31 protein-coding genes are annotated in these 23604 nt (G+C 69.1%); 11 read left to right on the forward strand and 20 right to left on the reverse strand.

The annotated features are described in order from the left end of the window. Nucleotides 1-24 precede the first annotated feature (24 nt). The gene (locus HCX50_RS16615; RefSeq protein ID WP_029264299.1) at nt 25-480 is read right to left on the reverse strand and encodes an Lrp/AsnC family transcriptional regulator; all 456 of its coding nucleotides are present in this window, start codon (nt 478-480) and stop codon (nt 25-27) included. A gap of 98 nt (nt 481-578) precedes the next feature. Here HCX50_RS16615 and HCX50_RS16620 point away from each other — a divergent pair, with 98 nt between their 5' ends. Then, nucleotides 579-1202, forward strand: a complete 624-nt coding sequence (locus HCX50_RS16620; protein ID WP_167635093.1) for a LysE family translocator — start codon at nt 579-581, stop codon at nt 1200-1202. Between the two features lie 98 nt (nt 1203-1300). Next, nucleotides 1301-1753, forward strand: coding sequence for a hypothetical protein (locus HCX50_RS16625; RefSeq protein ID WP_167635094.1), 453 nt, complete (start codon nt 1301-1303; stop codon nt 1751-1753). Nucleotides 1754-1762: 9 nt separating this feature from the next. Here HCX50_RS16625 and HCX50_RS16630 read toward each other — a convergent pair whose 3' ends face one another. The 6 genes from HCX50_RS16630 to HCX50_RS16655 all read right to left on the reverse strand — a co-directional run bounded on the left by HCX50_RS16630 (nt 1763) and on the right by HCX50_RS16655 (nt 6037). After that, nucleotides 1763-1990, reverse strand: a complete 228-nt coding sequence (locus HCX50_RS16630; RefSeq protein ID WP_167635095.1) for an RNA-binding S4 domain-containing protein — start codon at nt 1988-1990, stop codon at nt 1763-1765. A gap of 123 nt (nt 1991-2113) precedes the next feature. After that, nucleotides 2114-2944 carry a PepSY domain-containing protein gene (locus HCX50_RS16635; RefSeq protein ID WP_167635096.1) on the reverse strand — a complete coding sequence of 277 codons (831 nt, stop codon included), beginning with the start codon at nt 2942-2944 and terminating at the stop codon, nt 2114-2116. Nucleotides 2945-3022: 78 nt separating this feature from the next. Beyond that, entirely contained in the window at nt 3023-4339 is a 1317-nt protein-coding gene (locus tag HCX50_RS16640) for an ATP-binding protein (RefSeq protein ID WP_167635097.1), read from the reverse strand. Continuing rightward, nucleotides 4332-5009 carry a response regulator transcription factor gene (locus HCX50_RS16645; protein WP_167635098.1) on the reverse strand — a complete coding sequence of 226 codons (678 nt, stop codon included), beginning with the start codon at nt 5007-5009 and terminating at the stop codon, nt 4332-4334. The genes HCX50_RS16640 and HCX50_RS16645 overlap by 8 nt, the downstream gene beginning before the upstream one ends. A 54-nt stretch (nt 5010-5063) precedes the next feature. Next, complete coding sequence (locus HCX50_RS16650) at nt 5064-5594, reverse strand: putative immunity protein (protein ID WP_167635099.1); 531 nt, start codon at nt 5592-5594, stop codon at nt 5064-5066. Next, nucleotides 5591-6037 carry a DUF6194 family protein gene (locus tag HCX50_RS16655; RefSeq protein ID WP_167635100.1) on the reverse strand — a complete coding sequence of 149 codons (447 nt, stop codon included), beginning with the start codon at nt 6035-6037 and terminating at the stop codon, nt 5591-5593. Before HCX50_RS16655 ends, HCX50_RS16650 begins: the two co-directional genes overlap by 4 nt. Before the next feature lie 61 nt (nt 6038-6098). Between HCX50_RS16655 and HCX50_RS16660 the strand changes: the two genes are divergently transcribed. Beyond that, nucleotides 6099-6821 (forward strand): MerR family transcriptional regulator, encoded by a 723-nt coding sequence (locus HCX50_RS16660; RefSeq protein WP_205829327.1) that lies wholly within the window; start codon nt 6099-6101, stop codon nt 6819-6821. A gap of 65 nt (nt 6822-6886) precedes the next feature. Next, nucleotides 6887-7804: a TY-Chap domain-containing protein gene (locus tag HCX50_RS16665; protein WP_167635101.1), complete on the forward strand. Its 918-nt coding sequence runs from the start codon at nt 6887-6889 to the stop codon at nt 7802-7804. A 27-nt stretch (nt 7805-7831) separates the two neighbouring features. Here the strand turns inward: HCX50_RS16665 and HCX50_RS16670 are convergent, their stop codons facing one another. Genes HCX50_RS16670 through HCX50_RS16690 form a run of 5 tightly spaced genes read right to left on the reverse strand, consistent with a single transcriptional unit; the run spans nt 7832 to nt 12703 of the window. Next, nucleotides 7832-8461, reverse strand: coding sequence for a hypothetical protein (locus tag HCX50_RS16670; RefSeq protein ID WP_167635102.1), 630 nt, complete (start codon nt 8459-8461; stop codon nt 7832-7834). A gap of 39 nt (nt 8462-8500) precedes the next feature. Beyond that, nucleotides 8501-9478: a serine hydrolase domain-containing protein gene (locus HCX50_RS16675; RefSeq protein WP_337749994.1), complete on the reverse strand. Its 978-nt coding sequence runs from the start codon at nt 9476-9478 to the stop codon at nt 8501-8503. Nucleotides 9479-9488: 10 nt separating this feature from the next. Further along, complete coding sequence (locus tag HCX50_RS16680; RefSeq protein ID WP_136041938.1) at nt 9489-10406, reverse strand: carbohydrate ABC transporter permease; 918 nt, start codon at nt 10404-10406, stop codon at nt 9489-9491. After that, on the reverse strand, nt 10406-11362 hold the full coding sequence (locus HCX50_RS16685) for a carbohydrate ABC transporter permease (RefSeq protein ID WP_091030601.1): 957 nt from the start codon (nt 11360-11362) through the stop codon (nt 10406-10408). The genes HCX50_RS16680 and HCX50_RS16685 overlap by 1 nt, the downstream gene beginning before the upstream one ends. 54 nt (nt 11363-11416) lie before the next feature. Beyond that, nucleotides 11417-12703 carry an ABC transporter substrate-binding protein gene (locus HCX50_RS16690; protein ID WP_091030604.1) on the reverse strand — a complete coding sequence of 429 codons (1287 nt, stop codon included), beginning with the start codon at nt 12701-12703 and terminating at the stop codon, nt 11417-11419. A gap of 149 nt (nt 12704-12852) precedes the next feature. On the opposite strand from HCX50_RS16690, the gene HCX50_RS16695 reads away from it, so the two are divergent. Both HCX50_RS16695 and HCX50_RS16700 read left to right on the forward strand, forming a co-directional pair. Then, nucleotides 12853-13719 (forward strand): MurR/RpiR family transcriptional regulator, encoded by an 867-nt coding sequence (locus tag HCX50_RS16695; RefSeq protein ID WP_244175903.1) that lies wholly within the window; start codon nt 12853-12855, stop codon nt 13717-13719. Nucleotides 13720-13723: 4 nt separating this feature from the next. Next, entirely contained in the window at nt 13724-14896 is a 1173-nt protein-coding gene (locus HCX50_RS16700; protein WP_167635104.1) for an exo-beta-N-acetylmuramidase NamZ family protein, read from the forward strand. A 31-nt stretch (nt 14897-14927) separates the two neighbouring features. Here the strand turns inward: HCX50_RS16700 and HCX50_RS16705 are convergent, their stop codons facing one another. Then, entirely contained in the window at nt 14928-15674 is a 747-nt protein-coding gene (locus HCX50_RS16705) for a DeoR/GlpR family DNA-binding transcription regulator (RefSeq protein WP_167635105.1), read from the reverse strand. A gap of 54 nt (nt 15675-15728) precedes the next feature. Here HCX50_RS16705 and HCX50_RS16710 point away from each other — a divergent pair, with 54 nt between their 5' ends. Further along, entirely contained in the window at nt 15729-16100 is a 372-nt protein-coding gene (locus HCX50_RS16710; protein WP_167635106.1) for a DUF4406 domain-containing protein, read from the forward strand. 9 nt (nt 16101-16109) lie between these two features. Next, nucleotides 16110-16286: a hypothetical protein gene (locus HCX50_RS16715; protein ID WP_047522894.1), complete on the forward strand. Its 177-nt coding sequence runs from the start codon at nt 16110-16112 to the stop codon at nt 16284-16286. 33 nt (nt 16287-16319) lie between these two features. Here HCX50_RS16715 and HCX50_RS16720 read toward each other — a convergent pair whose 3' ends face one another. The 7 genes from HCX50_RS16720 to HCX50_RS16750 form a co-directional block, all read right to left on the reverse strand. Beyond that, nucleotides 16320-16862 (reverse strand): dihydrofolate reductase family protein, encoded by a 543-nt coding sequence (locus HCX50_RS16720; RefSeq protein ID WP_167635107.1) that lies wholly within the window; start codon nt 16860-16862, stop codon nt 16320-16322. 109 nt (nt 16863-16971) lie between these two features. Beyond that, nucleotides 16972-17379, reverse strand: a complete 408-nt coding sequence (locus HCX50_RS16725) for a hypothetical protein (protein WP_105712105.1) — start codon at nt 17377-17379, stop codon at nt 16972-16974. Nucleotides 17380-17390: 11 nt separating this feature from the next. Next, nucleotides 17391-17600 (reverse strand): type II toxin-antitoxin system HicA family toxin, encoded by a 210-nt coding sequence (locus HCX50_RS16730; protein ID WP_167381543.1) that lies wholly within the window; start codon nt 17598-17600, stop codon nt 17391-17393. Nucleotides 17601-17667: 67 nt separating this feature from the next. Next, the gene (locus HCX50_RS16735; RefSeq protein WP_205829328.1) at nt 17668-19053 is read right to left on the reverse strand and encodes an LLM class flavin-dependent oxidoreductase; all 1386 of its coding nucleotides are present in this window, start codon (nt 19051-19053) and stop codon (nt 17668-17670) included. A gap of 86 nt (nt 19054-19139) precedes the next feature. Next, nucleotides 19140-19397, reverse strand: coding sequence for a type II toxin-antitoxin system RelE/ParE family toxin (locus tag HCX50_RS16740; protein WP_167635109.1), 258 nt, complete (start codon nt 19395-19397; stop codon nt 19140-19142). Further along, complete coding sequence (locus HCX50_RS16745; protein ID WP_029264316.1) at nt 19394-19642, reverse strand: type II toxin-antitoxin system Phd/YefM family antitoxin; 249 nt, start codon at nt 19640-19642, stop codon at nt 19394-19396. The genes HCX50_RS16740 and HCX50_RS16745 overlap by 4 nt, the downstream gene beginning before the upstream one ends. A 60-nt stretch (nt 19643-19702) precedes the next feature. Continuing rightward, nucleotides 19703-20263, reverse strand: coding sequence for an AAA family ATPase (locus tag HCX50_RS16750; protein ID WP_337750002.1), 561 nt, complete (start codon nt 20261-20263; stop codon nt 19703-19705). 99 nt (nt 20264-20362) lie between these two features. Between HCX50_RS16750 and HCX50_RS16755 the strand changes: the two genes are divergently transcribed. Genes HCX50_RS16755 through HCX50_RS16765 form a run of 3 tightly spaced genes read left to right on the forward strand, consistent with a single transcriptional unit; the run spans nt 20363 to nt 23570 of the window. Beyond that, the gene (locus HCX50_RS16755) at nt 20363-21805 is read left to right on the forward strand and encodes an adenosylhomocysteinase (protein WP_167635111.1); all 1443 of its coding nucleotides are present in this window, start codon (nt 20363-20365) and stop codon (nt 21803-21805) included. Further along, complete coding sequence (locus HCX50_RS16760) at nt 21802-23145, forward strand: amidohydrolase family protein (protein ID WP_167635112.1); 1344 nt, start codon at nt 21802-21804, stop codon at nt 23143-23145. The genes HCX50_RS16755 and HCX50_RS16760 overlap by 4 nt, the downstream gene beginning before the upstream one ends. Beyond that, nucleotides 23142-23570, forward strand: coding sequence for a cupin domain-containing protein (locus HCX50_RS16765; protein WP_167635113.1), 429 nt, complete (start codon nt 23142-23144; stop codon nt 23568-23570). The genes HCX50_RS16760 and HCX50_RS16765 overlap by 4 nt, the downstream gene beginning before the upstream one ends. Nucleotides 23571-23604: the final 34 nt, after the last annotated feature.

Consider the following 23604-nt stretch of genomic DNA (forward strand, 5'->3'; position numbering starts at 1 on the left):
CCGGCGGTGCCGTCGCTGGGTGCCTCAGGGAATCGGCACCGCGCGGTCGGCGCCGAGGCGCTTCATCACCATGGTCGAGGTGAGCCGCTGCACGCCGGGGAGCGCTCCGAGGGTGCTGTCGTAGAGCTCCTGGTACGCGCTCATGTCGCGGGTGAGGATGCGCAGCATGTAGTCGGGGTCGCCGAACAGGCGCTGCGCCTCGGCGACCGCGGGGATGGCCACGACCGCCTCTTCGAACGCGACGATGGTGTCCTTGTCGGTGCGCCCGATCGTCACGAACACGATGGCCTCGAACGTGAGCCCGACCGCCTTCGGAGCCACCACCGCGCGGTACCGCTCGATCGCCCCGGACTGTTCCAGCTCCTTGAGCCGTCGATGACAGGCGGAGAGGCTCAGACCGACCTGCGAAGCGAGGTTCGTCGCGCTCATCCGGCCGTCATCCTGCAGCAGCGAGAGAATCTCCCGGTCAAGTGCATCCATGGCGACAAGTCTTGCAGGAATCGGTCGCGAGTACGCGAAGAATCGAAGCACCTTTCGCAGAATCCTTCGTAGTCTCTTCCTCGGATTGAGGAGGACCCATGGATATCGCACTGGTCATGCAGTTCTGGCTGGTCGCGGTCATGCTCGCGCTGACCCCCGGCGCCGACTGGGCGTACGCGATCTCGGCCGGCTTGCGGGCCCGCTCGATCGCGCCGTCGATCCTCGGGATGCTCGCCGGCTACACGGTCGTCATCGTCGCCGTTGCGCTGGGGCTCGGCGCGCTCGTCACCGCGTATCCGGTCACGCTCACGACCCTGACCGTGGTCGGGGCGCTCTACCTGATCTTCCTCGGCGCGACGACGCTCGCCAGCCGCCCGGCTCCGATCGCCGAGAGCGGGGAGCCGATCGCGACCGGCGGATGGTCGCAGTTCCTGCGAGGGTCGGGAGTGAGCGGCATCAACCCCAAGGGACTGCTTCTCCTGCTCGCCCTGCTGCCGCAGTTCACGAGTCCGGACGGCTGGTCGTCGACGACGCAGATGCTCGCGCTCGGCGGACTGCACCTGCTCAACATCGCGGTCGTCTACACGACGGTCGGACTGCTCGCCCGCCGCCTGCTGCGCACCCGGCCGCGCGCGAGCTCGCTGGTCACCCGCCTCGCCGGCATCGCGATGACCGTCATCGGCGTCGGAATCCTCGTGGAGCAGGTGTTCGAGTGGTTGTGAGCAGCGTTTAAGCACGGTGCTCGGCGACGCCTCGATCACAGGGCCGGGGTAGCGTCGGACGCGGATCCATCTGTGGGCGACGGGAAGCGGTGACAGGCATGGCACGGACCACCACGGCGCTCCGTCTGCTGCTGCCGGCGTTCCTGCTCGGCGCGATCATCGCCCTCTCGTTCCTGGAGGCGCCGCTGAAGTTCCTGGCGCCGGGTGTCACGATCCCGATCGGACTGGGCATCGGGCGGCTCGTGTTCACGGCGTTGAACGTGCTCGCGGGCGTGGTGCTGATCGTCCTCACCGTGGTGAGCGTGCGCGCGCGGGCGGGGCGCGCGACGCTGGGGATCCTCGGCGCGATCTGGCTCGTCTACCTCGTCGAGGTCGCCGTCATCCGCCCCGTGCTGAATCAGCGCAGCGATCTGGTGATCGCGGGACTCGCGGCCGCCGGGACCAACTGGGCGCACTACGCGTACATCGTGGCCGATGTGACTCTGGTCGGCCTGCTGATCGCCCTGATCGTCGTGACCGTGCGGAAGGTCCTGCCGTGCGACGTCCGCTGAGCTCCCGCGTCAGGGACGGACGCGCACCGTTCGGCCTTCGAACGACACCAGGTCGCCGTCGCGCAGCTGGCGTCCGCGGCGTCGATCCACCTCACCGTTGACGGTCACATACCCGTCGATGATGACCTCTTTGGCGTTGCCGCCCGAGTCGAGGAGGCCGGCGAACTTGAGGAACTGTCCGAGGCGGATCACTTCGCCGCCGATGGAGATGTCGTCGATCGGTCCGGAGGTGCTCATCCCTGAATGCTATCCGTCGCCGTGTCCGCCCCGGCGCATGACGATGCCGCCGCCCCCGGGGGAGGAACGGCGGCATCGGGCGTTTCGGACGTCGCAGGACGGCGGGGGGACGAGGCCCTCGGCTCAGTCGATGTCGGTTCCGACGACGGCGAAGTCGGCGCTGAAGTCGATGTCGATCGAACGGTTGTCCGACGTGAGGACCGACGCGTCGTAGGGGCTCACGTCGTCGCCGTCCACATCGAGGTCGGTGATCATGCCGTCGGCCTCGGCGAGCGCGGCATCGACCAGCGAGCGGATCGCCGCGTCGTCGAGGGTGAGCGCGGGACCGGTGTCGTCGCCGTCAGCGGGATCGGTCTCGATGACGGAAGCCGCGAGGTTCTCGTCGACGCGGACGTCGGTCTCGGTCCCGTCGGTCGTCGTGAGCTGCACCTCCCAGGTGCCGTCGCGCTTCGCATCGATCGACGTGACCTCGCCCTCGGCGGCGCCTCGTGCGGCATCCGCGATCTCGATGAGCTCGTCGGCCGATGCCGTGCCGATGCCGGTCACCGGGCCGCGGTCGTTCGACGAGGTGCTGTCGTCGTCCTGTCGATCGTCGTCGTGATCGCCCTGGGGCGCTCCTTCGTCGTGACGGGGGCCGTCGGACATCGAAGAGCGGTCGTCGTCGTCGCCGAACTCGTCGCCGATCGCCGCGCCGACTGCGATGCCGCCGCCCGCGAGGATCACGGCCGCAGCGATGCCGCCGCCGATGAGGAGGGCGCGCTTGCGTCCGGGCTTGGCCTCGGATGCGGCGGGGGCGGCGACCGGCTCGGCCGCGGCGAACGTCGGGTGCTGCCCGGCGTCGACTGTCGGAGCCGTGGCGGGGGGAGCGGGCGCGACCGGGACGGTCTGCGCATCCGGGGTGCTCGCGGGAGTCTGGTCGGGAGTCTGGTCCGGGGTGGGTGTCTTGTCGTCCATGTCCTGATGGTCTCGCGCGGGCGCTGAAGCCTCCCTGAAGCCTCCTGAAGCCGTCTTCAGGAACGGGGGGATCCGCGCTCAGGCGCCGAGCGGCAGCGTGACGACGAAGCGGGCGCCACCCCAGCGGGAGTCGTCGACCGCGAGCGTCCCGCGGGCAGATGCGGCGATGCCGCGGGCGATCGCGAGACCCAGTCCGCTGCCACCGGCGTCGCGGCTGCGCGCGTCATCGAGGCGCACGAAGCGCTCGAAGATGCGCTCCCGCTCCTCGGCGGGCACGCCGGTGCCGTCGTCTTCGACCGTCACGAACACGTGCCCGCCGGAGGGCGTCACGCCGATCGCGACCCGGCCGCGGCTGTGCCGCACGGCGTTGTCGGCGAGGTTGCGCACCAGTTGCCCGAGCAGACGGGGATCACCGTTCACCCTGGCCGCCCGGATGCCGGAGCCGTCGACATCGAATCCGGCCGCGCGCAGCCGGCGCACCTCACCGAGCGCGATGTCGTCGAGGTCGACTGCCTCGTCGTGCGTGCTCGCGCCCTCGTCGAGGCGGGCGAGCAGCAGCAGGGACTCGACGATGCCCTGCAGGCGCATCCCCTCCTCCGAGACGACCTCCGCGAGCTCGCCGATGCTCGTCACGTCGGGGTGAGCCTGCGCGAGCTCGGCGTGCTGACGGATGGTCGCGAGGGGAGAGCGCAGCTCGTGCGAGGCATCCGACACGAAACGTCGCTGCGCGGTGGCCGCGGCATCGAGTCGATCGAGCATCCCGTTCATGGTGGTCGCGAGCGCCGCGATCTCATCCGCGGTCTCGGGCACCGGCACGCGCTGGTGCAGGCGCTCGGCGGTGATGCCGTCGACCTTCTCGCGGATGCGCTCGACCGGACGGAGTGCGCGGCCGACCACGAGCCAGGTGGTCACCGCGACGAGCAGCAGGAGCAGGGGGACGGCGATGGCGAGCAGGGTCGCGACCGTCGTCAGGGTCTCGGCGTCGTCATCCATCGACACGGCCAGCACGAGTGTCTGGTCGTCATCGAGGTCGTCCGAGACGACGAGCATCTGCTCCCCGTCGACGGTCAGCGTCTGCGGGTCGTCGGACACGGGCAGGGCCGCGGAACCGAGCGCTTCCCTGGCGTCTTCGCTGGCCGCCCGTACCGATCCGTCCGGGCCGACGAGCTGCACGAACTCGTCCTCGAGGGAGTCGATCCCGCCGCGGCCCGGTCCGTCGCTGCGCTCGGCGAGCTCGTCGAGGCGCTGTTCGGCCGCCCGCTCCGTGCTGCCGTGGATGCTGGCGCTGAGCACGCCGTAGAACGAGAACGCGCCGATGAGCAGGGCCACCGCGACGACGACCGTCGCCCCGAGCGTGGTCCTCCCGCGCACCGAGCGCCAGCTGCGCCTAGCCACCGTCGGCCGCCAGCCGGTAGCCCGCACCGCGGATCGTCTCGATCGCCTCGCGGCCGAACGGCTTGTCGACCTTGCGGCGCAGGTGTCCGACGTAGACCTCGACGATGTTCGGGTCGCCGTCGAAGTCGTCGTCCCAGACACCCTCGATGAGTGCGCGCTTCGACAGGACCTGACCCCGGTGGCGCATGAGGTACTCCAGCACCGAGAACTCCCGTGCGGTGAGGGTCACGGGGGTATCGCCGCGCCAGACCCGGTGCGCGGCGGGGTCGAGTCGCAGGTCGCCGGCCTCCAGGATCGCGGGGCGCGCGACGGCCCCGCGGCGCACGAGGGCGCGGAGGCGGGCGACGAGGATCGCGAATGAGAACGGCTTGGTGACGTAGTCGTCGGCTCCGGTCTCGAGCGCCTCGACCTGGTCCCACTCGCCGTCCTTGGCGGTCAGCATCAGCACGGGCGTCCAGTTCTCCTCGGCGCGCAGCGCCTCGCACACCTTCCAGCCGCTCATGCCCGGCATCATCAGGTCGAGCACGATCGCGTCGTACCGGGTCTCCCGCGCCCGCCAGAGTCCGTCGACGCCGTTGTGCGCGACGTCGACGGCGAAGCCCTCGGCCTCCAAGCCGCGGCGCACACCCTCGGCCAGGCGCACCTCGTCGTCCACCACCAGGATCCGCATTCCTCCAGTGTGGCCGGTAGAGGCTGAATCGGGGCTGAAGCTCGGGAGGACGCGTCAGCGGAGGTGAGCCTGGAGCTCGCGGATCACCTCGCCCAGCGTGCCGGTGGCGAGCAGGCCGGGGCCGAGAGGGCCCGCGGAATCCTCGCCGAGCGGGGGGAGTGCGCGCAGAGCGGCGGATGCCTCAGGGGAGAGGGCGGCGAGTTGCCGGCGCACCTCCTCGGCGCGGGCCGATGGATTCGACGGATGCGCCAGCTCCATGGCTTTCGCGGCGTATGCCGCCGCTCCGAGTGCATGGGCGCCCATGTGTGCGACGCCCGCGGCCTGCGCGGCGGCACGGGCGGCTGCAGCCCCTGCCGGAGAGCTCGCACTGTGCGCAGCCCTGCCCGCGACGAATCGCCGACGGATCTCGCCGGCGGCGGTGAGCTCGCCCCGGGCAAAGGCCCGAGCTCTCGCGATGGCGTCTCTGGCGCGGTCGTCGTCCGGCGCCTCCGCTTCGAACAGAGGCAGCACCCGCTCGGCGCAGTCGGCGGCCCACACCGCGACGATCCGCCGGTCGGCTTCGGTCATGCCCTGGGGAGTGGTCATGCTCGCCTCGCCCGCCGCTCGGCCCGCTGTCGTAGGGACTCGTGCGCCTGGCGGAGCAGATCGAGCACGGCGCCCTCGGTTCGCTCGCCCGGGTCGATCACGCACACCCACCCGGCCGCACCGTAGAGCGGATGCCGGTGGAACACGTCGACCTCCGTCGGCGCGGGGCCGACGGCGACGAGTGACACCGCGCGCTCGCGGCCGACGTTGATGTTGACGCGGAACCGCCCTGGCGCATCCAGCACGGATGTCGTGTCGTCGGGGTAGTCCTTCGTGATGATCGTTCCGTACGGCTGGGTGCGCTCCGGCATCCGCCCGTCCGGTGCGTGATAGAAGTAGGCGTCTCCCCAGGAAAGCGCGGGGAAGTCGCTGCCCTCTTCGGGGGTGACGACGAGGGCGCCGTCGAAGCCACGGACTGTTTCGATGATCTCCTGCATTGTCATCCCTCAATGATGAGGTTCACGTGCTTATGTGGACTTTGATGCCGAAAGGAGGGTGAATCTAATGTCAAACCCTCAAGAGGATGCAATCACGACGGCTGCGCTCGGACGACGCGTGGGCTACTCGACGCAGCAGGTGCGCGACCTGGAGTGGCTCGGGGTCATCCCTCCGGCCGAGCGCGGAGCCAACGGCTATCGCCGCTACGCAGGGCGGCACGAGACCGCCGCGCGCGCTTATCGTGCGATGGCGGCCGCCATCGGCCCTGTGCCCGCCCGGCGACTGATGCCGACTCTGATCGGCGCCTCGGTCGACGCCGCGGCCGAGCGCATCGACGAGGTGCATGTCGGCCTCGCGGACGATCGCTCCCGGGTGCGCGAGGCCCTGCACGGCCTCGATGTCGCTCTGGTCGAGGCTGACGACGACTTCGATGACGCGGACGCGATGACCATCGGCGAACTCGCGCAGGCTCTCGGCATCCGCCCGTCCGCGCTGCGTCACTGGGAGCGGGAAGGGCTGGTACATCCGCTTCGCGGCACGGCATCCACGCGGTCGTACGGCGCGGCGGCGATCACCGAGGCGCGCATCGTCGCCGCCCTGCGCGCGGGTGGCTACGGCATCCCTGCGATCTCGCGCATCCTCGAACACGTGCGGCAGCATGCCGACACGGGCGAGGTGCAGCGCATCCTCCAGGACCGGCTGGTCGCGCTCACACGACGCAGCGTCGCGCTCCTCGCGGCCGCCGGGCACCTGCACGCGCTGCTCGCCGATCGGGGCGAGGGAGACTGACGGTCGTCGTCGACCGCGAGGTCGGACGGCTCGCTTAGGGTGGCTCGTATGACGTGCAGCATGCGGTGGCCGAAGATGATGCGCGTGCTCGCGGCGCCGATCCGGAATCCGGGGTGCTGACCATGCAGAAGTCGGGACGATACGTCCGCGCCGGGGACACGGAGTACCCGCTCGCCAGCCCGGGCGGCAACTGGGCGCTCTGGAGCCCCACCCCGGTCGAAGGCTTCCGGAAGATCGGGAACGGGTGGGTCCGCAACATCGCACCCGACGAACAGCTGGAGTGCTTCCGCGTCGCGCACCGCGGCACGTATCGCGGCATCCCGGTCACCGTCGAGCCCGGCGACGGAACATTGGTACGCCTCGACACCCGCGATCCGCGCGCAGCCGAGCAGGGGTTCGAGAGGTTCGGGTTCGAGCGGCTCGAGCTGCAGTCGTGGCTCAAGTTCGTGCCCGCCGACGACCGGGACCTCGTCTTCACGACCACGCGCACACCCGAGCCGATGCCGTGGGCGCAGTCGACCCGAGACGGCGTGGCGCAGCGCCCGGTCCCGCGGCCGTCCGACGCCGAGCCGTCGGCCTGGGGAACGTTCACTCTTCGCCTCATCACGGCGCTCCGCGGTGTGACCGACGGCGTGTTCCTCATCGTCTCGGTCGATGGCGACCCGCTGCGCTACGTGCAGTTCGCCGGAGACCCCGAGACGCTCTACGCTGAGGCGCCGGCGCGCGATCTGGTCGCGGATGCCGATGAGGCGGTGCTGCGAGCCGCCGGATGGAACGAGCCGGGAGCCGCGCAGCCGAACTGGACCTCGGAGCTCCCGCTGCCCGCGTACGCGAGCGACTTCCGGGAACTCGCCGAGCGATGCGTCGCCGCGCTGCGGGATGCCTATGGAGCGACGAGCCCCGGCACCCTCGTGCACCGTGCGTGGCGGGATCCGGAGCAGACCTCGCTTGAGTTCCCAGGGCTCGGTCCCGCCCAGGTCTGATCAGCGCCTTCGGGACGCCGGCGCGGTTCAGCGACCGCCGAGGCCGGCCTGCTCCCGCGTCGCGGTGCGGTTGAGCTCCTTCGCGTCGAAGAAGAGCGCGGGGTCCACGGCGACCGGCTCGGAGTCGATCCAGAGCTCCTTCCCCGCGACGCGGATCACGCCGATGTACATCGCCCGATCGGCGTCGGAGGTCCAGATGGTCAGCAGTCGGTCATCGCCCCGGTGTTCGATCACGTCCTTCAGTGCGGCGACGATGCCGGCGCTGTCGGAGCTGCCGCGCTGCAGCGCGGACACGGTCTGATCGAGCGGGAATCCCGCGGCGACACCGTGGATCACCGGATTCGTCAGGACGCCTCCGCCCTTGATCCGCCAGCGTCGGGCGCTGACGAAGAACATCACGATGCCGGCGACGAAGACAGCCGGCGGGAGGAAGAAGGCACCGGCGATCGCGAGTCCGCTGCGCACGCGGCCGCCGAGGAGCTCGGCCGTCGACTCCGGGTTGAGGTAGACGAGGAGCATCACGACCACCATGAGCCCGGCGATCACGAGCCAGGTCGCCGACTTGCGGGGCGAGCGCTCGGAGACGAAGAGATCAGGGCGTGTGGCGAACCAGGTGTAGAGATTGCGCGACCGGGACCGGAGGGGCGTGAAGCTCATGGGAAGACGCTACTGGAGCGCGAAGGGCAGGCGGGGACCTCAGACGATCGTCCGGAAGAAGTCCCGGCGCACCGCGGTCACATCGGCGCCCTCCCGTGAGGGATGCACGCGATTCGTCAGCAGCACGCCCCAGCCTCCGGAGTCGAGATCGACCGCGAAGGCGGTGCCGGTGAAGCCGGTGTGGCCGACGGCGTGCACCTCGCCCATCCACGCCGAGTCCCGCACCCGCAGACCGACCGCCTGGCCGTAGCCCGCCGCCGCGGTGACGACCGGTGTCACCATCAGGCGCACGCTCTCCACAGAGAGAACCGGCCCACGAGCCCCCTCGCCGCCGTCGCGGATCGTGCGGGCGAGGGCGGCGACGTCGTGCACGGTCCCGAACAGCCCGGCGTGACCCGCGGGGCGAGCGAGCGCGTGCGCCAACTCGTCGTGGACCTCTCCCCGGACCAGCCCGCGATGCGGCTGCACTTCGGTGGCCACCGCACGGGTCACTGAAGGGCTCCAGGTGAGTGCCTCCGCGCCCATGACCGTGGCCGCGTCCGCGACGAGCTCCGCGAGAGAGCGGCCCGAGACCCGCTCGATCAGCTCACCGACGGCGATGAATCCGACGTCCGAGTAGAGGTGCGCGGTGCCCGGCTCGGCGCGCAGTGTACTTCGCAGCACGGTGGAGCGCAGTTCTTCGCCCGCGAGCCCCGATCGCCACGCGCCGCCTTCGGCCGGAAGCCCAGCGGTGTGCGTGAGCAGGTGCCGGGGGGTGATGAGCGCGGCACCCGTGCCCGTGCCGACCGGCAGCACGGGCGCGACCGGTTCATCGAGGTCGAGCATCCCGGCATCCGCCAGGCGTAGCGCGGCAACGGTCGTGAAGATCTTCGTGAGCGAGGCCAGGTCGAACAGATGATCAGCGCCGAGCGGCTCGGGGTCGTCGTCCGCGGGGGTGCCGAGCAGCGTCAGCTCCTCGGCACCCCCTCGGTGCGTGCTCCGCAACGAGGCCCACGCCGAGCCCGGCGCGCCGTTCACCACGGGCGCCTCACTTGCTCATTCCGGAGGTGAGCCCGTTGATGATCTGCTTGGTCGCGAGCAGGAACAGCACGATCAGCGGGATCGTCGCGATCGTCAGCCCGGCGAACAACTGCGGCCAGTCGGTGGAGTATTCGCCGAAGAAGCGGGTGAGCCCGACGGGCAGCGTGTAGGAGTCGCGGTCGCGCAGCAGGATCAACGGATAGAAGAAGTCGTTCCACACCGGCACGAAGCGGAACACGATCACGGTCGCGAGGGCGGGCCGCACGAGCGGCAGCAGGATCTGTATGAACGTGCGGAACGGACCGGCTCCGTCGATGCGGGCGGCTTCTTCCAGCTCGATCGGCAGCGCCCGGAAGAACACCGTCAGCACGAACGTCGTGAACGGGATGCCGAGAGCGCCGTAGACGAGGATCAGGCTGAATACGTTGCTGGTCATCTTCAGCGAGTCGAGCAGGTAGAACAGCGGAAGGATCGCCAGGTGCACGGGCAGCATGAGCCCGGAGAGGAAGACCGCCTCGATGCCGCGGAAGAACTTCGCCCTCGCCCGGGCGAACGCGTACGCGGCGAGCACGGACACCACCGTCGTGACGATGACGGACCCGACCGTGACGGTGATGGAGTTGAGGAAGTAGGTGTCGAAGGATGCCGTGATCCACGCGCTCTGGAAGCTCGTGAAGGTCGGCGGCACCGGGAGGCCCAGCGGCTCGGTCGCGATCTGCTGCTGGGTGCGCAGCGAGTTGTTGAGCATGAGCAGCAGGGGGCCGATCGCGATGAGGGCATATCCCCAGAGGAAGATGTTCGCGAACAGCCGCCCGATGAACGGGGTGTCCGAGGTGCGGCTCGTGCGGCGACGCGGTGCGGAGGGGCGGCCCGAGACGATCGCCTCGGTTGTCGGCTCGGTGCGGGGTTCGGTGGCGGTGCTCATCAGAACAGCTTTCGTTCGGCGCGACGCATCGTGGAGGTGATCACGACCGAGATCACCATGATGAAGATGAACAGGACGGTCGCGAGCGCGGAGGAGACGCCGATCGAGTTCGGGTTCCCCGACTCGAACGCGGTGCGATAGAAGAGCAGCATCATCACGTCGGTGGATCCGGCCGGGGCGCCGTTCGAGCCCGCGAGCGCGAACGGGATCGCCATGGCCTCCATGCTGCCGATGAAGGTGAGCACGGTGATGATGCCGATGGTCGGCGTGAGCATCGGGAGGGTGATGTACCGGAAGCGCTTGCCTGCGGTGGCGCCGTCCAGGGCGGCGGCTTCTTCGATCTCCTCGGGGATGCCGCCGAGCGCTGCGCCGTAGAGCAGGATCGGGAAGCCGATCCACTGCCAGGCGCTCACGAGCACGATCACCCAGATCGCGAGCTGCGGGTCGCCGAGCCATGGAAGGGCGAGGCTCTCGAGCCCGACGCCGCGGAGGATCGCATTGACGGGACCGAACAGCGGGGAGAGCATGAGCGACCACAGGTAGCCGATGACCATCGGGCTCACGAGGTAGGGGAGCGCGAAGATCGTCTGGAAGAAGCGCTTGGTGCGCTTGCGACGGTGCAGCAGCGTCGCGATGCCGAGGCCGAGCGAGTTCTGGAAGACGAGTGCGCCCGCGAACAGCAGCAGGTTGTGTCCGAACGCGTTCCACAGCTCGGAGGCGTACGGCTCCTTCGTGAGGAGGGTGATGTAGTTCGCGACGCCGGCGAAACCGCCCTGCTTGGTTCCCTGCCAGTCGAAGAACGAATAGCTGAGCGCGGCGAGCATCGGATAGAGGATGAGCACGGCGAACAGCACCGCGGCGGGAAGGACGAACAGCGTCGCGGTCGGGGTCGACAGCGCGATTCCCGCGCGTGAGCGCCGTGTCTTCTCCCGGCGGAGGGGGAGGGTCAGGGCCATGATGCCTCTTTCGCTGCGTGAGGGGCGCCGAGGCCGGCGCCCCTCACGGTCGGGTCAGGATGCGGGGGTGAACCAGGTGGAGATCCCGGTCTGCAGGTCGGTGCCGAGCTGCTCGGGGGTCTTGTCTCCGAGGAACATCGCCTGGATGTCCGGTCCGAGCACGGCCGTGCCGGTCGGGTCGCCGTAACGGAAGTCGACGAGCAGCAGGTACGGCGCCGGGTTGGCGGTGTACTGCTCGTTCATCTCCTGCATCAGCGGGTCGGAGTACTTCACACCGGGCAGGGCGGAGAACTGGTCGACCTCGTCGGCGACGAGCTGGCCGAACTCCTTCGTGGTCATCCAGTTCAGCAGCTCTGTCGCGGCCTCCTGCTGGTCGCTGGAGGCGTTGATGCCGAAGCTGCCGTCGGCGTAGCCGGGGGTGACGGCGTGGTCGAGCGCGCTGCCCGGAGCCGGCGGCACCTCGTAGACGCCCCACTCGGTGTCGGGTGCCGAGTTCTGGAAGGTCGGCAGGTCGAACGAGCCGCCGGGCCACTGCGCGGCCTGACCCGACGTGAACTGCAGCACGGCATCCGCCACGGCGATCGCGTTGACGTTCTTGTCGAGGTACTTCTGCATGTCCTTGACGATCCCGAGCGACGACACGTAGGCCGGGTCGGTGAAGTCGACGTCGCCGGCGAGCACCTTCTCCTCGAAGTCGGCACCGCCGTAGTTCGCCGAACCGACGATGTCGTGGAACATCGGCAGGACCCAGTCCTCACGGGCGCCGAGGGCCATCGGGGTGACGCCCTCGTCGAGGAGCTTCTCCTGGAGCTCGATGAACTCGTCCCAGTCCTTCGGCTCCTTCAGTTTCATCTCGTCGAACATCGTCTTGTTGTAGAACATCTGCATCGTCTGGTACGCGAAGGGCACGCCGTAGGTCTTGCCGTCGTCCTTGCCCTGAGCCGCGCGCAGCACGGTCGGATCGAACTGGTCGAGCCCGTCGACGATGTCGTCGATCGGGACGATCTGCTCGGACTGGATCGCCGGCTGGATGCCGCCGTACGCGCGGAGCATGGCGATGTCGGGGCCGTCACTGCCCTCGAGGCCGGTTGCGAGGATCTGGTTGTACTCGGTCGGCTGGTAGCCCTCGAACTCGATGGTCACGCCGGGGTGCGATTCCTCGTACTTGTCGAAGACGGCTTCCCACTTGGGGGAGGAAGAAGCCTGCCACGACCAGATCTTCAGAGTGACGTCCTCGCCGCCGGCCTCTCCGCTGGAAGCCGCGGGTGCACATCCGGCCACGGCCAGCCCCGTGACCAGGAGACCTGCGGTGAACGCGAGTCGGGTGGTGCGGTATCGCATGGTGTTCCTCTCGGTTGTGAGAGCCGTCGGCGGGACCGGGGCATCTCTGCTGTGAAAGCCTCCGCCCACTTTGGGGAATCTTTTACAGAAACTCAAGCCCTTTCCGAAAATTACTTCCATTCGTAACATGGTCGTGTCATCCTGGTGCCGTGTCCACCAGTGCGATGACCGCCATCCATCAGCGCCTGTCCGCGCTCACGCCCACCGAGCGCCGCATCGCCACGCACGTGCTCGCCGATCCGCAGAGCGTGGTCGACAACTCGATCACCCATCTCGCCGCCGCCTGCGGTACATCGGTCGCGAGCATCGCCCGCTTCACGCAGAGCCTCGGGTTCTCCGGGTACCCGGATCTGCGCCTCGCTCTCGCGACCGAGCTCGACCGCAGCGCCTCCGACCGTGAGCGGTTCCAGGTGTCGGAGAGCGATGTCAGCCGGCACGACGACGCGCTCACCACCGTGCGCAAGATCGCGTTCGCCGAGGCGTCGGCCATCGAACGCACGGCACGGCAGATCGACATCGACGAACTGGAGCGCTGCGTCGATGCGGTGCGCGCCGCCCGCCGCATCGACATCTATGGCGCGGCCTCCAGCGGCCTCGCCGCGCAGGACCTGGAGCAGAAGCTGCACCGCGCGGGACTCGTGGCGCAGGCGCGGACCGATCTCCACCTCGCGCTCACCGGTGCCGCACTCCTCGACGAGCGGGATGTCGCGGTCGCGATCTCGCACTCCGGTCGCACTCTCGAGATCGTCCAGTCGGCCAAGGTCGCAGCCCGCGCCGGGGCGACGACCATCGCCATCACCAACAATCCCCGGTCTCCGCTCGCACGGGTCTGCTCGCTGGTCCTCGTCACCGCGGTCTCGGAGTCGACGTTCCGATCCGGCGCGATGGCGAGTCGGATCGCCCAGCTCGCAGTGCTCGACTTCCTGTTCACCCGCATCGCGCAGGCCGACTACGACACCATCTCCGACAACCTGCAGCGCACCTACAACGCCGTCACCGACCACAGAATCGACTGATCCCATGCTTCTCGGCATCGACCGCCTGATCCGACGCGACATCCGTCCCGATCTGCTCGCGCGCCTCGAAGGGGGTCGCGTCGGGATGGTCACGAACGACCTCGCGCTCACCTCCGATCTCCGACGCGGACGGCAGCCGCTGGCCGAGACCGGATGGCGGTTCACTCGGCTCTTCGGTCCCGAGCACGGACTCAGCGGGCGTGCGCGAGAGGGTGAACTCGTCGGAGATCTCGTCGATCCGGTCACCGGCGTCGAGGTGCGCAGTCTGTACGGCGACGCCGTGCGTCCTGCCGCCTCCGACCTGGCCGACCTCGACGTGATGCTGATCGATCTGCCCGACGTCGGTGCCCGGTTCTACACGTACATCTGGACGATGAGCCACGTGCTCGAGGCGTGCGCCGATGCCGGTGTGGCGGTCGTGGTGCTCGATCGTCCGAACCCGATCGGCGGCCGCCTCGACCGGGCCGAAGGACCGATGCTCGACGAGCGGGCGCAGTCCCTGGTGGGACGCTGGAGCATGCCGATTCGGCACGGTCTCACGATCGGCGAGCTGGCCCGCCACTGGGTGCGGACGCGCGGGATCGATGTCGAACTCGAAGTCGTCACGGTGGACGGGTGGTCTCGCGATACGGCTCGCCGCGTGGATGAGGGCACGTGGATGCCGCCGTCCCCGAACCTCCCCAGCCCCACGACGGCCCTGCTGTACCCCGGCACCTGCCTGGCGGAGGGCGTGAACGTCTCGGAGGGGCGAAGCACCGCGGTGCCGTTCCGCGTGATCGCGGCGCCCTTCATCGACGGGGAGCGCTATGCCGCAGCCATCACGGCGGCCCGGCTTCCCGGCATCACCGCGGTTCCCTACGGCTTCACACCGCTGGTCCGCGATCACGCCGGTGACGCCTGCGAGGGAGTGATCCTGCACGTCACGGATGCCGAGGCGCTGCGGCCCGTGCACACGGGCGTGCGCCTGCTGTCGCTGATCGAGGAGATCCACCCCGGGATGCTCGAGGAGCGCTCCCTCGTGCCCATGCCCGGGGAGTCCGACTGGACCCCGCTCGAGAAGCTCTTCGGTGTCGAGGGGGCGTTCGCGCAGATCGTCGGCGGCGAATGGGACGATCCCGCACGCCTCGCCGTTCCCGGGTGGAGGGATGCGGTCGCCCAGGATCTGCTCTACGTCTGAGGTTCCCGCCCGTCTCGGGCCCGAAGCGGGGTCAGTCTCCTCCGACCCGTCCCTCGATCTCCGCGATGAGCGGGTTGGTGTCGGCGGGGTCGGCGACGATCGCGGTGACGGCATCGAGTGCCAGCACGGGGTAGCGCGCGACGGCGCCGATCTTCTCCTCGCTCGCGAGCACGACGGTCTCGGTGCAGCGCGAGGCCAGTGCGCGCTTCGTCACGGCGTCGTCGAGTTCGCCCGTGGTGAGGCCGCGTTCGGGATCGATGCCGGTGGCGCCGAGGAAGAAGGTATCGGCGGCGAGGTGCTGGATCGCCTCGATCGCCAGCCCGCCGCCCGTTACGAGGGAGTGTCGGGAGAGTTCGCCGCCGATCATGATCACCCGCGCGTCCGAGTGCTCGGCGACGGCGAGGGCGACGGCGGGACTCGCCGTGATGACGGTGATTCCTGTGCCGGAGGGCAGCATCCGGGCCATCGCCAGCGTGGTCGTGCCGGCATCGAGGACGATCGTCGCTCCGGGGCGAATGGTGGCCACGGCCGCGCGGGCCACGCGTTCCTTGCTCTCGGTCGCCAGCGCGGTGCGTTCGCGAACCGGGGGTTCGGGCGCGGCGAGCGGAAGCGCGCCGCCGTACACGCGGAGGAGCTTTCCCTCGTCGGCGAGCTCACGGAGGTCGCGGCGGATGGCATCCTCCGAAACCCCGAGTTCGTCGGCGACGGCTTTCGCCACCACCCGTCCGTCGCGGTCGAGGAGGGCGAGCAGGTGGTCTTTGCGTTGCGCGGCCAGCATATGTTTCCTCACGAAGTTGGACGTTCTTGCATGATTCAGACTACAGTCATCTCCATGACAAAACCACTCCTGATCCTGATCGCCGGTCCGTACCGCTCGGGTACCGGCGGCGACCCCGAACTCATCGCCCGGAACCTGGCGCGCCTCGAAGAGGCCTCCGGGCCGATCTTCCGTCTCGGCCACGTGCCGATGATCGGCGAATGGGTGGCACTGCCGATCCTGCGCACCCTCGATGCCGCCGAAGCTTGTGATGGCGACGGCGATGTGATGTACGAGACGGCGCACCGGATGCTGCAGCACTGCGACGCCGTGCTGCGCCTTCCCGGTGAGTCGTCGGGTGCGGACAAGGATGTCGAGATCGCCCAGGAGCGCGGACTGCCCGTCTATCGCTCGCTCGAGGAGATCCCCTCAGCCTCGACTCCGTAGGCTGGAGGTATGACCAAGAACATCTGGACCATCCTCGGCGTCATCCTCGCCGTCGTGATCGCGTGGTGGATCGTGAGCGCGCTGTTCTCGGTGCTCGCGTTCATCTTCAAGCTCGCGATCGTCGCGGTCGTCGCCGTGGTGGTGTTCCTCGTTCTGCGCGGGATCTTCAGCCGCAGCGACGACTGACGCATTCGTCGGACGCGTTCTCGGTGAGATGTCTCAGCGGAGGACGCGGTAGCGAAGGTGGGTCTCACTCGCGTAGGCCGACGTCTCCAGGCGTTCCAGCTCGATGCGCTGCCCGAGACCGGCGAACAGCGAGATGCCGCCGCCCAGCAGGACCGGCGCGACGTCGAGGTGGAGTTCGTCGACGAGCCCGAGCTGGAGACACTGTCGCGAGATGCTCCCTCCGAGGAGGCTGACCCACTTGTCTCCCGCCGCCTGCGCGGCTGACTCGACCGCCTGCGCGATGTCGTCGACCACGAACGTGTAGGTGATCCCGTCGCGTTCGATCGGCTCGTGCTCGCTGTGGGTCATGAGGTAGACCGGCACCTTGAGCATGCCGCCGTAGGGGATCTCTCCGTCGTCGATGGTCTGCGTCTTGTTCGCCCCGCCGACGATGGCGCCAATGTTCTTCATGACGTTCTCGACGACGACATCGTCTTCGGGAGCGGAGGGGCGGCCGAACATCCAGTCGACTCCGCCGTCCCCATCCGCCAGGAACCCGTCGAGGGTCACGGTCGCGTGGACGATCACTCGAGCCATGATCTGCTCCTTCCGTGGAGGTGAGTCGAGCGACTTGCGTCGTCGGAGTGCTGGTGATCCAACCCGCCCCCAGCCGGCGCCACCGGGGCGCCTCAGCAACGTGCGCGTACTAGCTGGCGAGCTGCTGCACCCGCTGGTACGTGACGCCGAGGATAGCGCCGGCTGCTTCGAGAGGGTAGCCATCGGCGCGGAGCGCACGAGCTGCTTCGCGCCGGAGCCTGTCCGCTCGTTCTATCGCCGCCTCTCCGGCGGCCGTCGCGTCATTGCTCTCCGCGAGCAACTGCATAACTCGGCTGGGCGCATCGATGACGACGTCGACCTCGACATCAGTGGGCTCGACATCAAGCCAGACGGACGCGAGGTCGGAGGCGGCTTTCTTGATTCCGCGGAAAGTGAGCGCGCTGCCCGTCGCCACGATCGTTGCGCCGCTGGGCGTCTCGGAGGTGAGCTCCGGAATCTCGATCGTCCACGATCCGTCGTCATCGCGGGAGGCGCGGGCACTGAGTCTGGTCGTCATGTCTCTGCCCTTCAATTCCATGCGCTCGGAGTGTTCGGGAACGCGGTCTGCACCTGGCGGACGATTCCGGCTTTTACTGTGTCACCGTGGACCGGGATGGACAGCGTCTGCGTTCGGTCTCCGGACTGCCAGATGTGGTGGCTGCCGCGTGTGCGGGTGTTCTGCCAGCCTTGCCCGCGGAGGAATCGCGAGACATCCCGGTACCTCTGCGGCTTGGTCATCATTCTATGCTAATGACGCTTGTACTGCGAGTACAAATACTGCTTGTTCTATTCCGGAGTACTGCTCTCAGGCGCTCGGCGCGAACGCCCCGACGCGGTACTTCGCGGCGCGGTGCGTGTCCTGCACACGGTCTCCCTTGCCCTGCAACTTGTTGCGGAGCGTGCCCGGCGTGTACTCGTTCGGGTAGACGCCGCGCTCGCGCAGGACCGGGATCACGTGCTCGATCACGTCCTGCCAGGTGCCGGGCGTGACCGCGTAGGCGAGGTTGAAGCCGTCGATGTCGGTCTCTTCGACCCAGGACTGCAGCTCGTCGGCGATCTCGACACCCGACCCGACGACCGTGGGGCCGAGGCCGCCGATGGCGTTGTGGCGTCCGAAGTCGCCGACGGTCCATTCGCGGCCGAGGTCGGCCTCTTCTTTGAGGTGCTGCAGCACCGACTGGATCGCGTTCGACTCGACGTTCCCGACCGGCTCGTCCTCGGCGTACTGCGAGAGGTCGACGCCCATCCAGCCCGACATGAAGGTGAGCGCGCCCTCGGGGCTCGCATACGAGAGGTACTCGGCGTGCTTCGCGGTCGCCTCCTCGCTCGTCGCGGCGGTGATCACCGTGAGCAGTGTGTAGACGCGCGCGTCGTAGCGGTCGCGGCCGGCGGCTTCCAGGGCATCGCGGATGCGCTTCACGGTGCCGGCGAGCACCTCCTTCGAAGGGGCGGCGACGAAGATGGCCTCGGCGTTCTCGGCCGCGAACTTCACTCCGCGCGGGCTCGCTCCGGCCTGGTAGATCACCGGTGTGCGCTGCGGCGACGGCTCGGAGATGTGGATGCCGGGAACGCTGAAGTGCTTTCCCTCATGCCCGATCGGGTGCACCTTGGACGGGTCGGTGAAGATGCCCCGCTCGCGGTCCTCGACCACGGCGTCGTCCTCCCACGAGCCCTCCCAGAGCTTGTAGAGCACCTCGACGTACTCGTCCGCGTGGTCGTAACGGTCGTCGTGCGCGAGCTGATCCTCCTGGCCCATATTGCGGGCGGCGCTGGGCAGGTATCCGGTCACGACGTTCCAGCCGATCCGACCCTGCGTCAGGTGGTCGAGCGTGCTCAGACGTCGCGCGAACGGGTAAGGGTGCTCGAACGCGGTGCCGGCTGTGATGCCGAATCCGAGGTTCTCGGTGACCGCGGCCATCGCGCTCACCAGCAGGATCGGGTCGTTCACGGGCACCTGGGCGCCGTTGCGGATCGCGGCCTCGTTCGTGCCGCCGTAGACGTCGTAGGTGCCGAGCACGTCGGCGATGAAGACGCCATCGAAGGTCGCGCTCTCCAGCAGCTTCGCCAGATCCGTCCAGTACGAGATCGTGTTGTACTGCCGCGACCGGTCGTCGGGGTGCCGCCACAGGCCGGACGACTGGTGGGCGACGCAGTTCATGTCGAAGGCGTTGAAGCGGATCTGACGGGTCATGCCCCCATGAAAGGCGAACGGCGCGGGGTGGTCCAGGGCCCCCGAAATGCGCGGACACATTCCGGGGGGTGTGCCGGGCAGGGTGGTCAGCGCTCGTAGACGTCCCGCCGATGACCCAGCGTGACGACCGCGACGATGAGCACGTCGTCGTCGATCGTGTAGATGATGCGGTAGTTCCCGACGCGGACGCGCAGTCCGTTGCGTCCCTGCAGCGCCTTCGCTCCCGGCGGGCGGGGGTTCTCGCCGAGGAGCGCGATGGCCCCGCGGATCCGGTCGCGATCCTGATGGTCGACCTTCTTCAGTGCTCGAACCGCAGCGGGGCGCAGTTCGATCCGATAACTCACGTCCAGCCCAGGTCGGCCTTCACCTGATCCCAGGGGATGTCCGGGCCTTCTTCGGCCATCGCCTCGTCGAACGCGGCCACGTCTTCGGCATCTTCGAGTGCCTCGATCATCCGCTCGTACTGCTCCGGGCTGACCACGACTGCGGCACGCTGACCGCGTCGCTCGATGAACACGGCCTCCTCCTGGGAGCGGGCGATGACCGTCGAGAGGTTGTTGCGCGCGTCGGCGACGCTGATCGTGGACATGGGCAAATTGTACATCTTGAAGTCCGAGATGTACATGATGCCGCGGCCAGGCGGTGGCATCTACGAATCCGCGAATCGATCCTTCGGCCTCCGAGAATCGGCGATTGGGGAGGAGCTGCCCTCGCGCAAGTCCGCGACGATGCGGGCGAGGATCTCAGGGAGCGTCTCCGCCGGCCCGATGCGGCCTTCCTTCACGAACTCGAGCGGCTGCCAGCCGTCGTACCACGCGCGCATCTGTTCCGGAGTAAAGGCGTGGCGCAGCTCTCGTGTCTCGTGGCGTCGGACGGTCTCCTCGAACCCGACGTCGAACTGGTAGATGCGAGTGACGCCTCGATGGTCCCGCCACAGCTGTTCCAACCGCCCGGCATAATCCCGGAGGTTGAAGACCCCGTCGAGGATGACGTCGTACCCCAGGTCCAGCGATTGGCGGGCGACGGTGTCGATGAGTGCGGCGGCGTCGGCCGATCGAGACGCCTTCTCGCCGCCTGCCAGAAGCGTGCGCCGGAAATGGTCCTGATGGATGACCGCGGTCTTGGCGCGGAGCAGCGGACGCAGCGATGTCGCCGTCGTCGTCTTGCCCGAACCGGAGTCGCCGCGGAACACGACAAGGCGAGTGTCCACTGATCCCACGGCCGTCATCCCTCAAGTCTCACATTCGGGCGGATCGCGTGGCGTCATCTGCTGGCATTCACCCGCCCCCACGGGCTCTACCCTTGACAGGTGACCGACGAGACCGTGACCGCCCAGCGTCTGGTGCGCCGCTTCGCCCGCGAGACCAACCTGCTCGTGTCGGGTCGGGACTTCTCGGTCATCGGGACGGATGCCGTGGCCGATGCACTGCGTCACCTACTGCCGGCGCTCGGTGCACACCTCGGCGACGACGGCGTGACGTTCGTGACGGGGGAGACGCCCGAGATCCTGCTCGACGGACACCCGCTGCCGGTGCGGAAGACGGCCGAAGACCGCGTCGATGCGGCCGGACGTCACATGCCCGTCTCTTCCGACCTCGCCCGGCGCCTCGGCGAGAAGGGGACGGTGCGCGGGGTCCGGATCGGCATCGCGATGGTGCTCGAACCCAAGACCGCCCAACTCGCCCTGCTGCTGCGGGATGCCGGAGCCACGGTCTCCGTCTACGCGCACCCCGATGAGATCGACGTCGAGGTCGCGGCGGTGCTGCGCGCCCGGGGCATCCCCGTCGACGGCGACCCGACCCTCTCAGGTGTGGCCGAACGCGCCGCCGCCGTGGCGTTCCTGCGCCGCGGATTCGACCTGCTGCTCGATGACGGCTCGCATCTGATCCGCCTCGCGCATGAGGAGGGCCTAGCCGGAGAAATGAAGGGCGCGGCGGAGGAGACGACGAGTGGACTCACCCCGCTGCGGCTGATGGAGCGCGAAGGCGTGCTCGAGATCCCCGTCATCGCCGTGAACGACGCCCTCACCAAGACCTCCTTCGACAACCGCTACGGCACCGGCCAGTCGTGCGTGTTCGCGATCGCCGATGCGCTGGATGCCGCGGGCATCGACATCCGCGACCAGCCCGCGGTCGTGGTCGGATACGGCCCCGTCGGCGAGGGCGTCGCCGCGCACCTGCGGGCACTCGGCGTGCAGGTCGCGGTCACCGAGACCGACTCCGTCCGCGCACTGCGGGCCGCCCACGACGGCCACCGCATCGGTCGGCTGCATGACCTCGCACCGGGCACACTCGTCGTCTCGGCCACGGGCGCTCCGCACACGGTCGACGTCGAAGTCCTGCGCACGGCGGCGGTCGTCGCGGTCGCGGGCGGCGTTCCGCACGAGATCGACCTCGATCCCTCGACGCTGCGACCGTATGCAGGCGAGAACGGCGAAGCCCCTCCGTTCGTCGAACGCACCGGAGACGGGGCCCTCGTGATCGCCCGCGGCGGCTGCGTGAACCTGTCGGCCGGCGAGGGCAACCCGATCGAGATCATGGACTTGTCGTTCGCGGTGCAGCTCTTCGCCGTCGAGCATCTGCTCACGCACGACCTGCCCGCCGGAGTGCATCCGCTCCCGCCCGAGGCCGACACCACGATCGGCACGGCCGCACTCGCCGTCCGCGGAGAGCGCATCGACGAGCGCAGCCCCGCGCAGGTCGATGCACTGCGCGAGTGGCGCTCGCCGCGATTCCGGGGAGCATCCGCATGACCGTCGTCACCGTCTACTCCGCCGGGCTCGTGGTGCCGATCACCGCGCCACCGATCGTCGACGGCGCGGTCGCCGTGCGCGACGGCCGCATCATGCACGTGGGCGAGCGCGAGTGGGTGCTGCGGTCGCTGTCCGAGCGCGGGATCGAGGCCGACGAGGTGCACTGGCCCGGCGTGCTGACCCCGGGTCTCGTGAACGCGCACACCCACCTGCAGTACACCGGCATGGCCTCGGTCGGCCGCGGACAGTACGACGGGTTCGACGACTGGGTGCGGGCGTTCGACCCGGTCTACGAGGGCGGGCGCGACTGGGCCGCGGATGCCGCCGACGGCGCGGCACAGGCGCTGCGCTCGGGCACGACAGCGGTGGCCGACGTCGTGACCGACCGCGCGGCGGCGACCGCCCTGCACGACGCCCGACTGCACGGCATCACCTACTGGGAGGTGATGAGCTGGACCAACGACGACTGGGCGCGCACCGGACGTGCGCAGGTCGAGCAGGCCCTCGACGCATTGCCCACCCCGCCCGGAACCGGCCTCTCGCCGCACGCCCCCTACTCGCTCGACATCGAGCCGCTGCTGGAGATCCCCGACATCGTGCGCGAGCGCGGCGGACGCATCCATATCCACCTCGGCGAGGCCGCGTTCGAGAGCGAGTTCGCGCACGAGCATCCGCAGGCCTGGCACACGGCCGGTCTCGCCAGCTTCCAAGAGCTGCGCAAGGCCGGATTCGGCACCAGCGCCACCGAGTTCGTCGACCAGCTCGGCGTGCTCGGGCCCGACTGCCACATCGCGCACGGCGTGTACATGAGCGCCCGAGACCGTGCCATCCTGCGCGAGCGCCGCACGACCGTGGCACTGTGCGCGCGCTCGAACGCTGTCATCGGACTCGAGGAGCCGCCCATCGCCGCGTACTTGCGCGAAGGTAGCCCGATCGCCGTCGGCACCGACTCCCTGTCGTCCAGCCCCTCGCTCGACGTGCTCGCCGATGTGGCGGAGCTCGCCCGCATCGCCCGGTCGCAGGGCTACACCGACCGCGACCTGCACGCGCGACTGCTCGGTGCCGCGACCCTCGGCGGCGCGCACGCCATGGGGATCGACGTCGGCCCCGAACGCACCGGATACCTCGCCGTCGGCGCACTCGCGGACCTCACCTTCTTCGATATCCCGGCCGGCCCGGATGCCGTCGCCGAACTCGTCGAGCACGGAGCCGGCCGCGCCGCAGCGACGGTCGTCTCCGGTGAGGTGCGCTTCGCAGTCGAGTCCTTCGGGCGCGCCGCTGTCGAATCCGTACCCGCCGAATCCCGACCCGTCGAACCCGCATCCGGAGGTTCCGCATGACACAGCGCCCCGCCACCGCCGAGCGCCTCGACCTCGCCGCCCACCCCGAGGGCGGCTGGTTCCGCCGTACGTGGACGAGCCCGCTGCCCGTGGAGACGCCGAACGGCCCGCGCCCGGCCGCCACCTGCATCCACTACCTGCTGCTGCCCACCGAGCGCAGCGAATGGCACGTCGTGACCAGTGACGAACTGTGGCTCTGGCACGGTCCGGGGCGACTCGAACTCAGCCTCGGCGGCGACGGTGCGGAACCGGGCGCGGCGACCACGGTCGTACTCGGCCCCGACGATGCCGCCCAGGTGCTGGTTCCCGCCGGTATCTGGCAGGCCGCCCGCCCGCTCGATGCCGACGAGGCACTGGTCTCGTGCTTCGTGTCTCCAGGTTTCGATTTCGCCGATTGGCGTCTCGCCGAATCGCCTACTCTGTAGAGGCAGACCGTCTCTGCAGAAGCAGACCCGCCTG

Origin of the sequence: Microbacterium sp. B19(2022), from assembly GCF_012030385.1 — a bacterium.
In the GTDB taxonomy this organism is placed as follows: Bacteria; Actinomycetota; Actinomycetes; order Actinomycetales; family Microbacteriaceae; genus Microbacterium; species Microbacterium oxydans_B.

Excerpts from the sequence above, each read along its gene's own strand:
- HCX50_RS16615 (WP_029264299.1), bottom strand. The coding sequence starts at position 480 with ATGGATGCACTTGACCGGGAGATTCTCTCGCTGCTGCAGGATGACGGC.
- HCX50_RS16620 (WP_167635093.1), top strand. The coding sequence starts at position 579 with ATGGATATCGCACTGGTCATGCAGTTCTGGCTGGTCGCGGTCATGCTC.
- HCX50_RS16625 (WP_167635094.1), top strand. The coding sequence starts at position 1,301 with ATGGCACGGACCACCACGGCGCTCCGTCTGCTGCTGCCGGCGTTCCTG.
- HCX50_RS16630 (WP_167635095.1), bottom strand. The coding sequence starts at position 1,990 with ATGAGCACCTCCGGACCGATCGACGACATCTCCATCGGCGGCGAAGTG.
- HCX50_RS16635 (WP_167635096.1), bottom strand. The coding sequence starts at position 2,944 with ATGGACGACAAGACACCCACCCCGGACCAGACTCCCGACCAGACTCCC.
- HCX50_RS16645 (WP_167635098.1), bottom strand. The coding sequence starts at position 5,009 with ATGCGGATCCTGGTGGTGGACGACGAGGTGCGCCTGGCCGAGGGTGTG.
- HCX50_RS16650 (WP_167635099.1), bottom strand. The coding sequence starts at position 5,594 with ATGACCACTCCCCAGGGCATGACCGAAGCCGACCGGCGGATCGTCGCG.
- HCX50_RS16655 (WP_167635100.1), bottom strand. The coding sequence starts at position 6,037 with ATGACAATGCAGGAGATCATCGAAACAGTCCGTGGCTTCGACGGCGCC.
- HCX50_RS16660 (WP_205829327.1), top strand. The coding sequence starts at position 6,099 with ATGTCAAACCCTCAAGAGGATGCAATCACGACGGCTGCGCTCGGACGA.
- HCX50_RS16670 (WP_167635102.1), bottom strand. The coding sequence starts at position 8,461 with ATGAGCTTCACGCCCCTCCGGTCCCGGTCGCGCAATCTCTACACCTGG.
- HCX50_RS16680 (WP_136041938.1), bottom strand. The coding sequence starts at position 10,406 with ATGAGCACCGCCACCGAACCCCGCACCGAGCCGACAACCGAGGCGATC.
- HCX50_RS16685 (WP_091030601.1), bottom strand. The coding sequence starts at position 11,362 with ATGGCCCTGACCCTCCCCCTCCGCCGGGAGAAGACACGGCGCTCACGC.
- HCX50_RS16690 (WP_091030604.1), bottom strand. The coding sequence starts at position 12,703 with ATGCGATACCGCACCACCCGACTCGCGTTCACCGCAGGTCTCCTGGTC.
- HCX50_RS16700 (WP_167635104.1), top strand. The coding sequence starts at position 13,724 with ATGCTTCTCGGCATCGACCGCCTGATCCGACGCGACATCCGTCCCGAT.
- HCX50_RS16705 (WP_167635105.1), bottom strand. The coding sequence starts at position 15,674 with ATGCTGGCCGCGCAACGCAAAGACCACCTGCTCGCCCTCCTCGACCGC.
- HCX50_RS16710 (WP_167635106.1), top strand. The coding sequence starts at position 15,729 with ATGACAAAACCACTCCTGATCCTGATCGCCGGTCCGTACCGCTCGGGT.
- HCX50_RS16715 (WP_047522894.1), top strand. The coding sequence starts at position 16,110 with ATGACCAAGAACATCTGGACCATCCTCGGCGTCATCCTCGCCGTCGTG.
- HCX50_RS16720 (WP_167635107.1), bottom strand. The coding sequence starts at position 16,862 with ATGGCTCGAGTGATCGTCCACGCGACCGTGACCCTCGACGGGTTCCTG.
- HCX50_RS16725 (WP_105712105.1), bottom strand. The coding sequence starts at position 17,379 with ATGACGACCAGACTCAGTGCCCGCGCCTCCCGCGATGACGACGGATCG.
- HCX50_RS16730 (WP_167381543.1), bottom strand. The coding sequence starts at position 17,600 with ATGACCAAGCCGCAGAGGTACCGGGATGTCTCGCGATTCCTCCGCGGG.
- HCX50_RS16735 (WP_205829328.1), bottom strand. The coding sequence starts at position 19,053 with ATGACCCGTCAGATCCGCTTCAACGCCTTCGACATGAACTGCGTCGCC.
- HCX50_RS16745 (WP_029264316.1), bottom strand. The coding sequence starts at position 19,642 with ATGTCCACGATCAGCGTCGCCGACGCGCGCAACAACCTCTCGACGGTC.
- HCX50_RS16760 (WP_167635112.1), top strand. The coding sequence starts at position 21,802 with ATGACCGTCGTCACCGTCTACTCCGCCGGGCTCGTGGTGCCGATCACC.
- HCX50_RS16765 (WP_167635113.1), top strand. The coding sequence starts at position 23,142 with ATGACACAGCGCCCCGCCACCGCCGAGCGCCTCGACCTCGCCGCCCAC.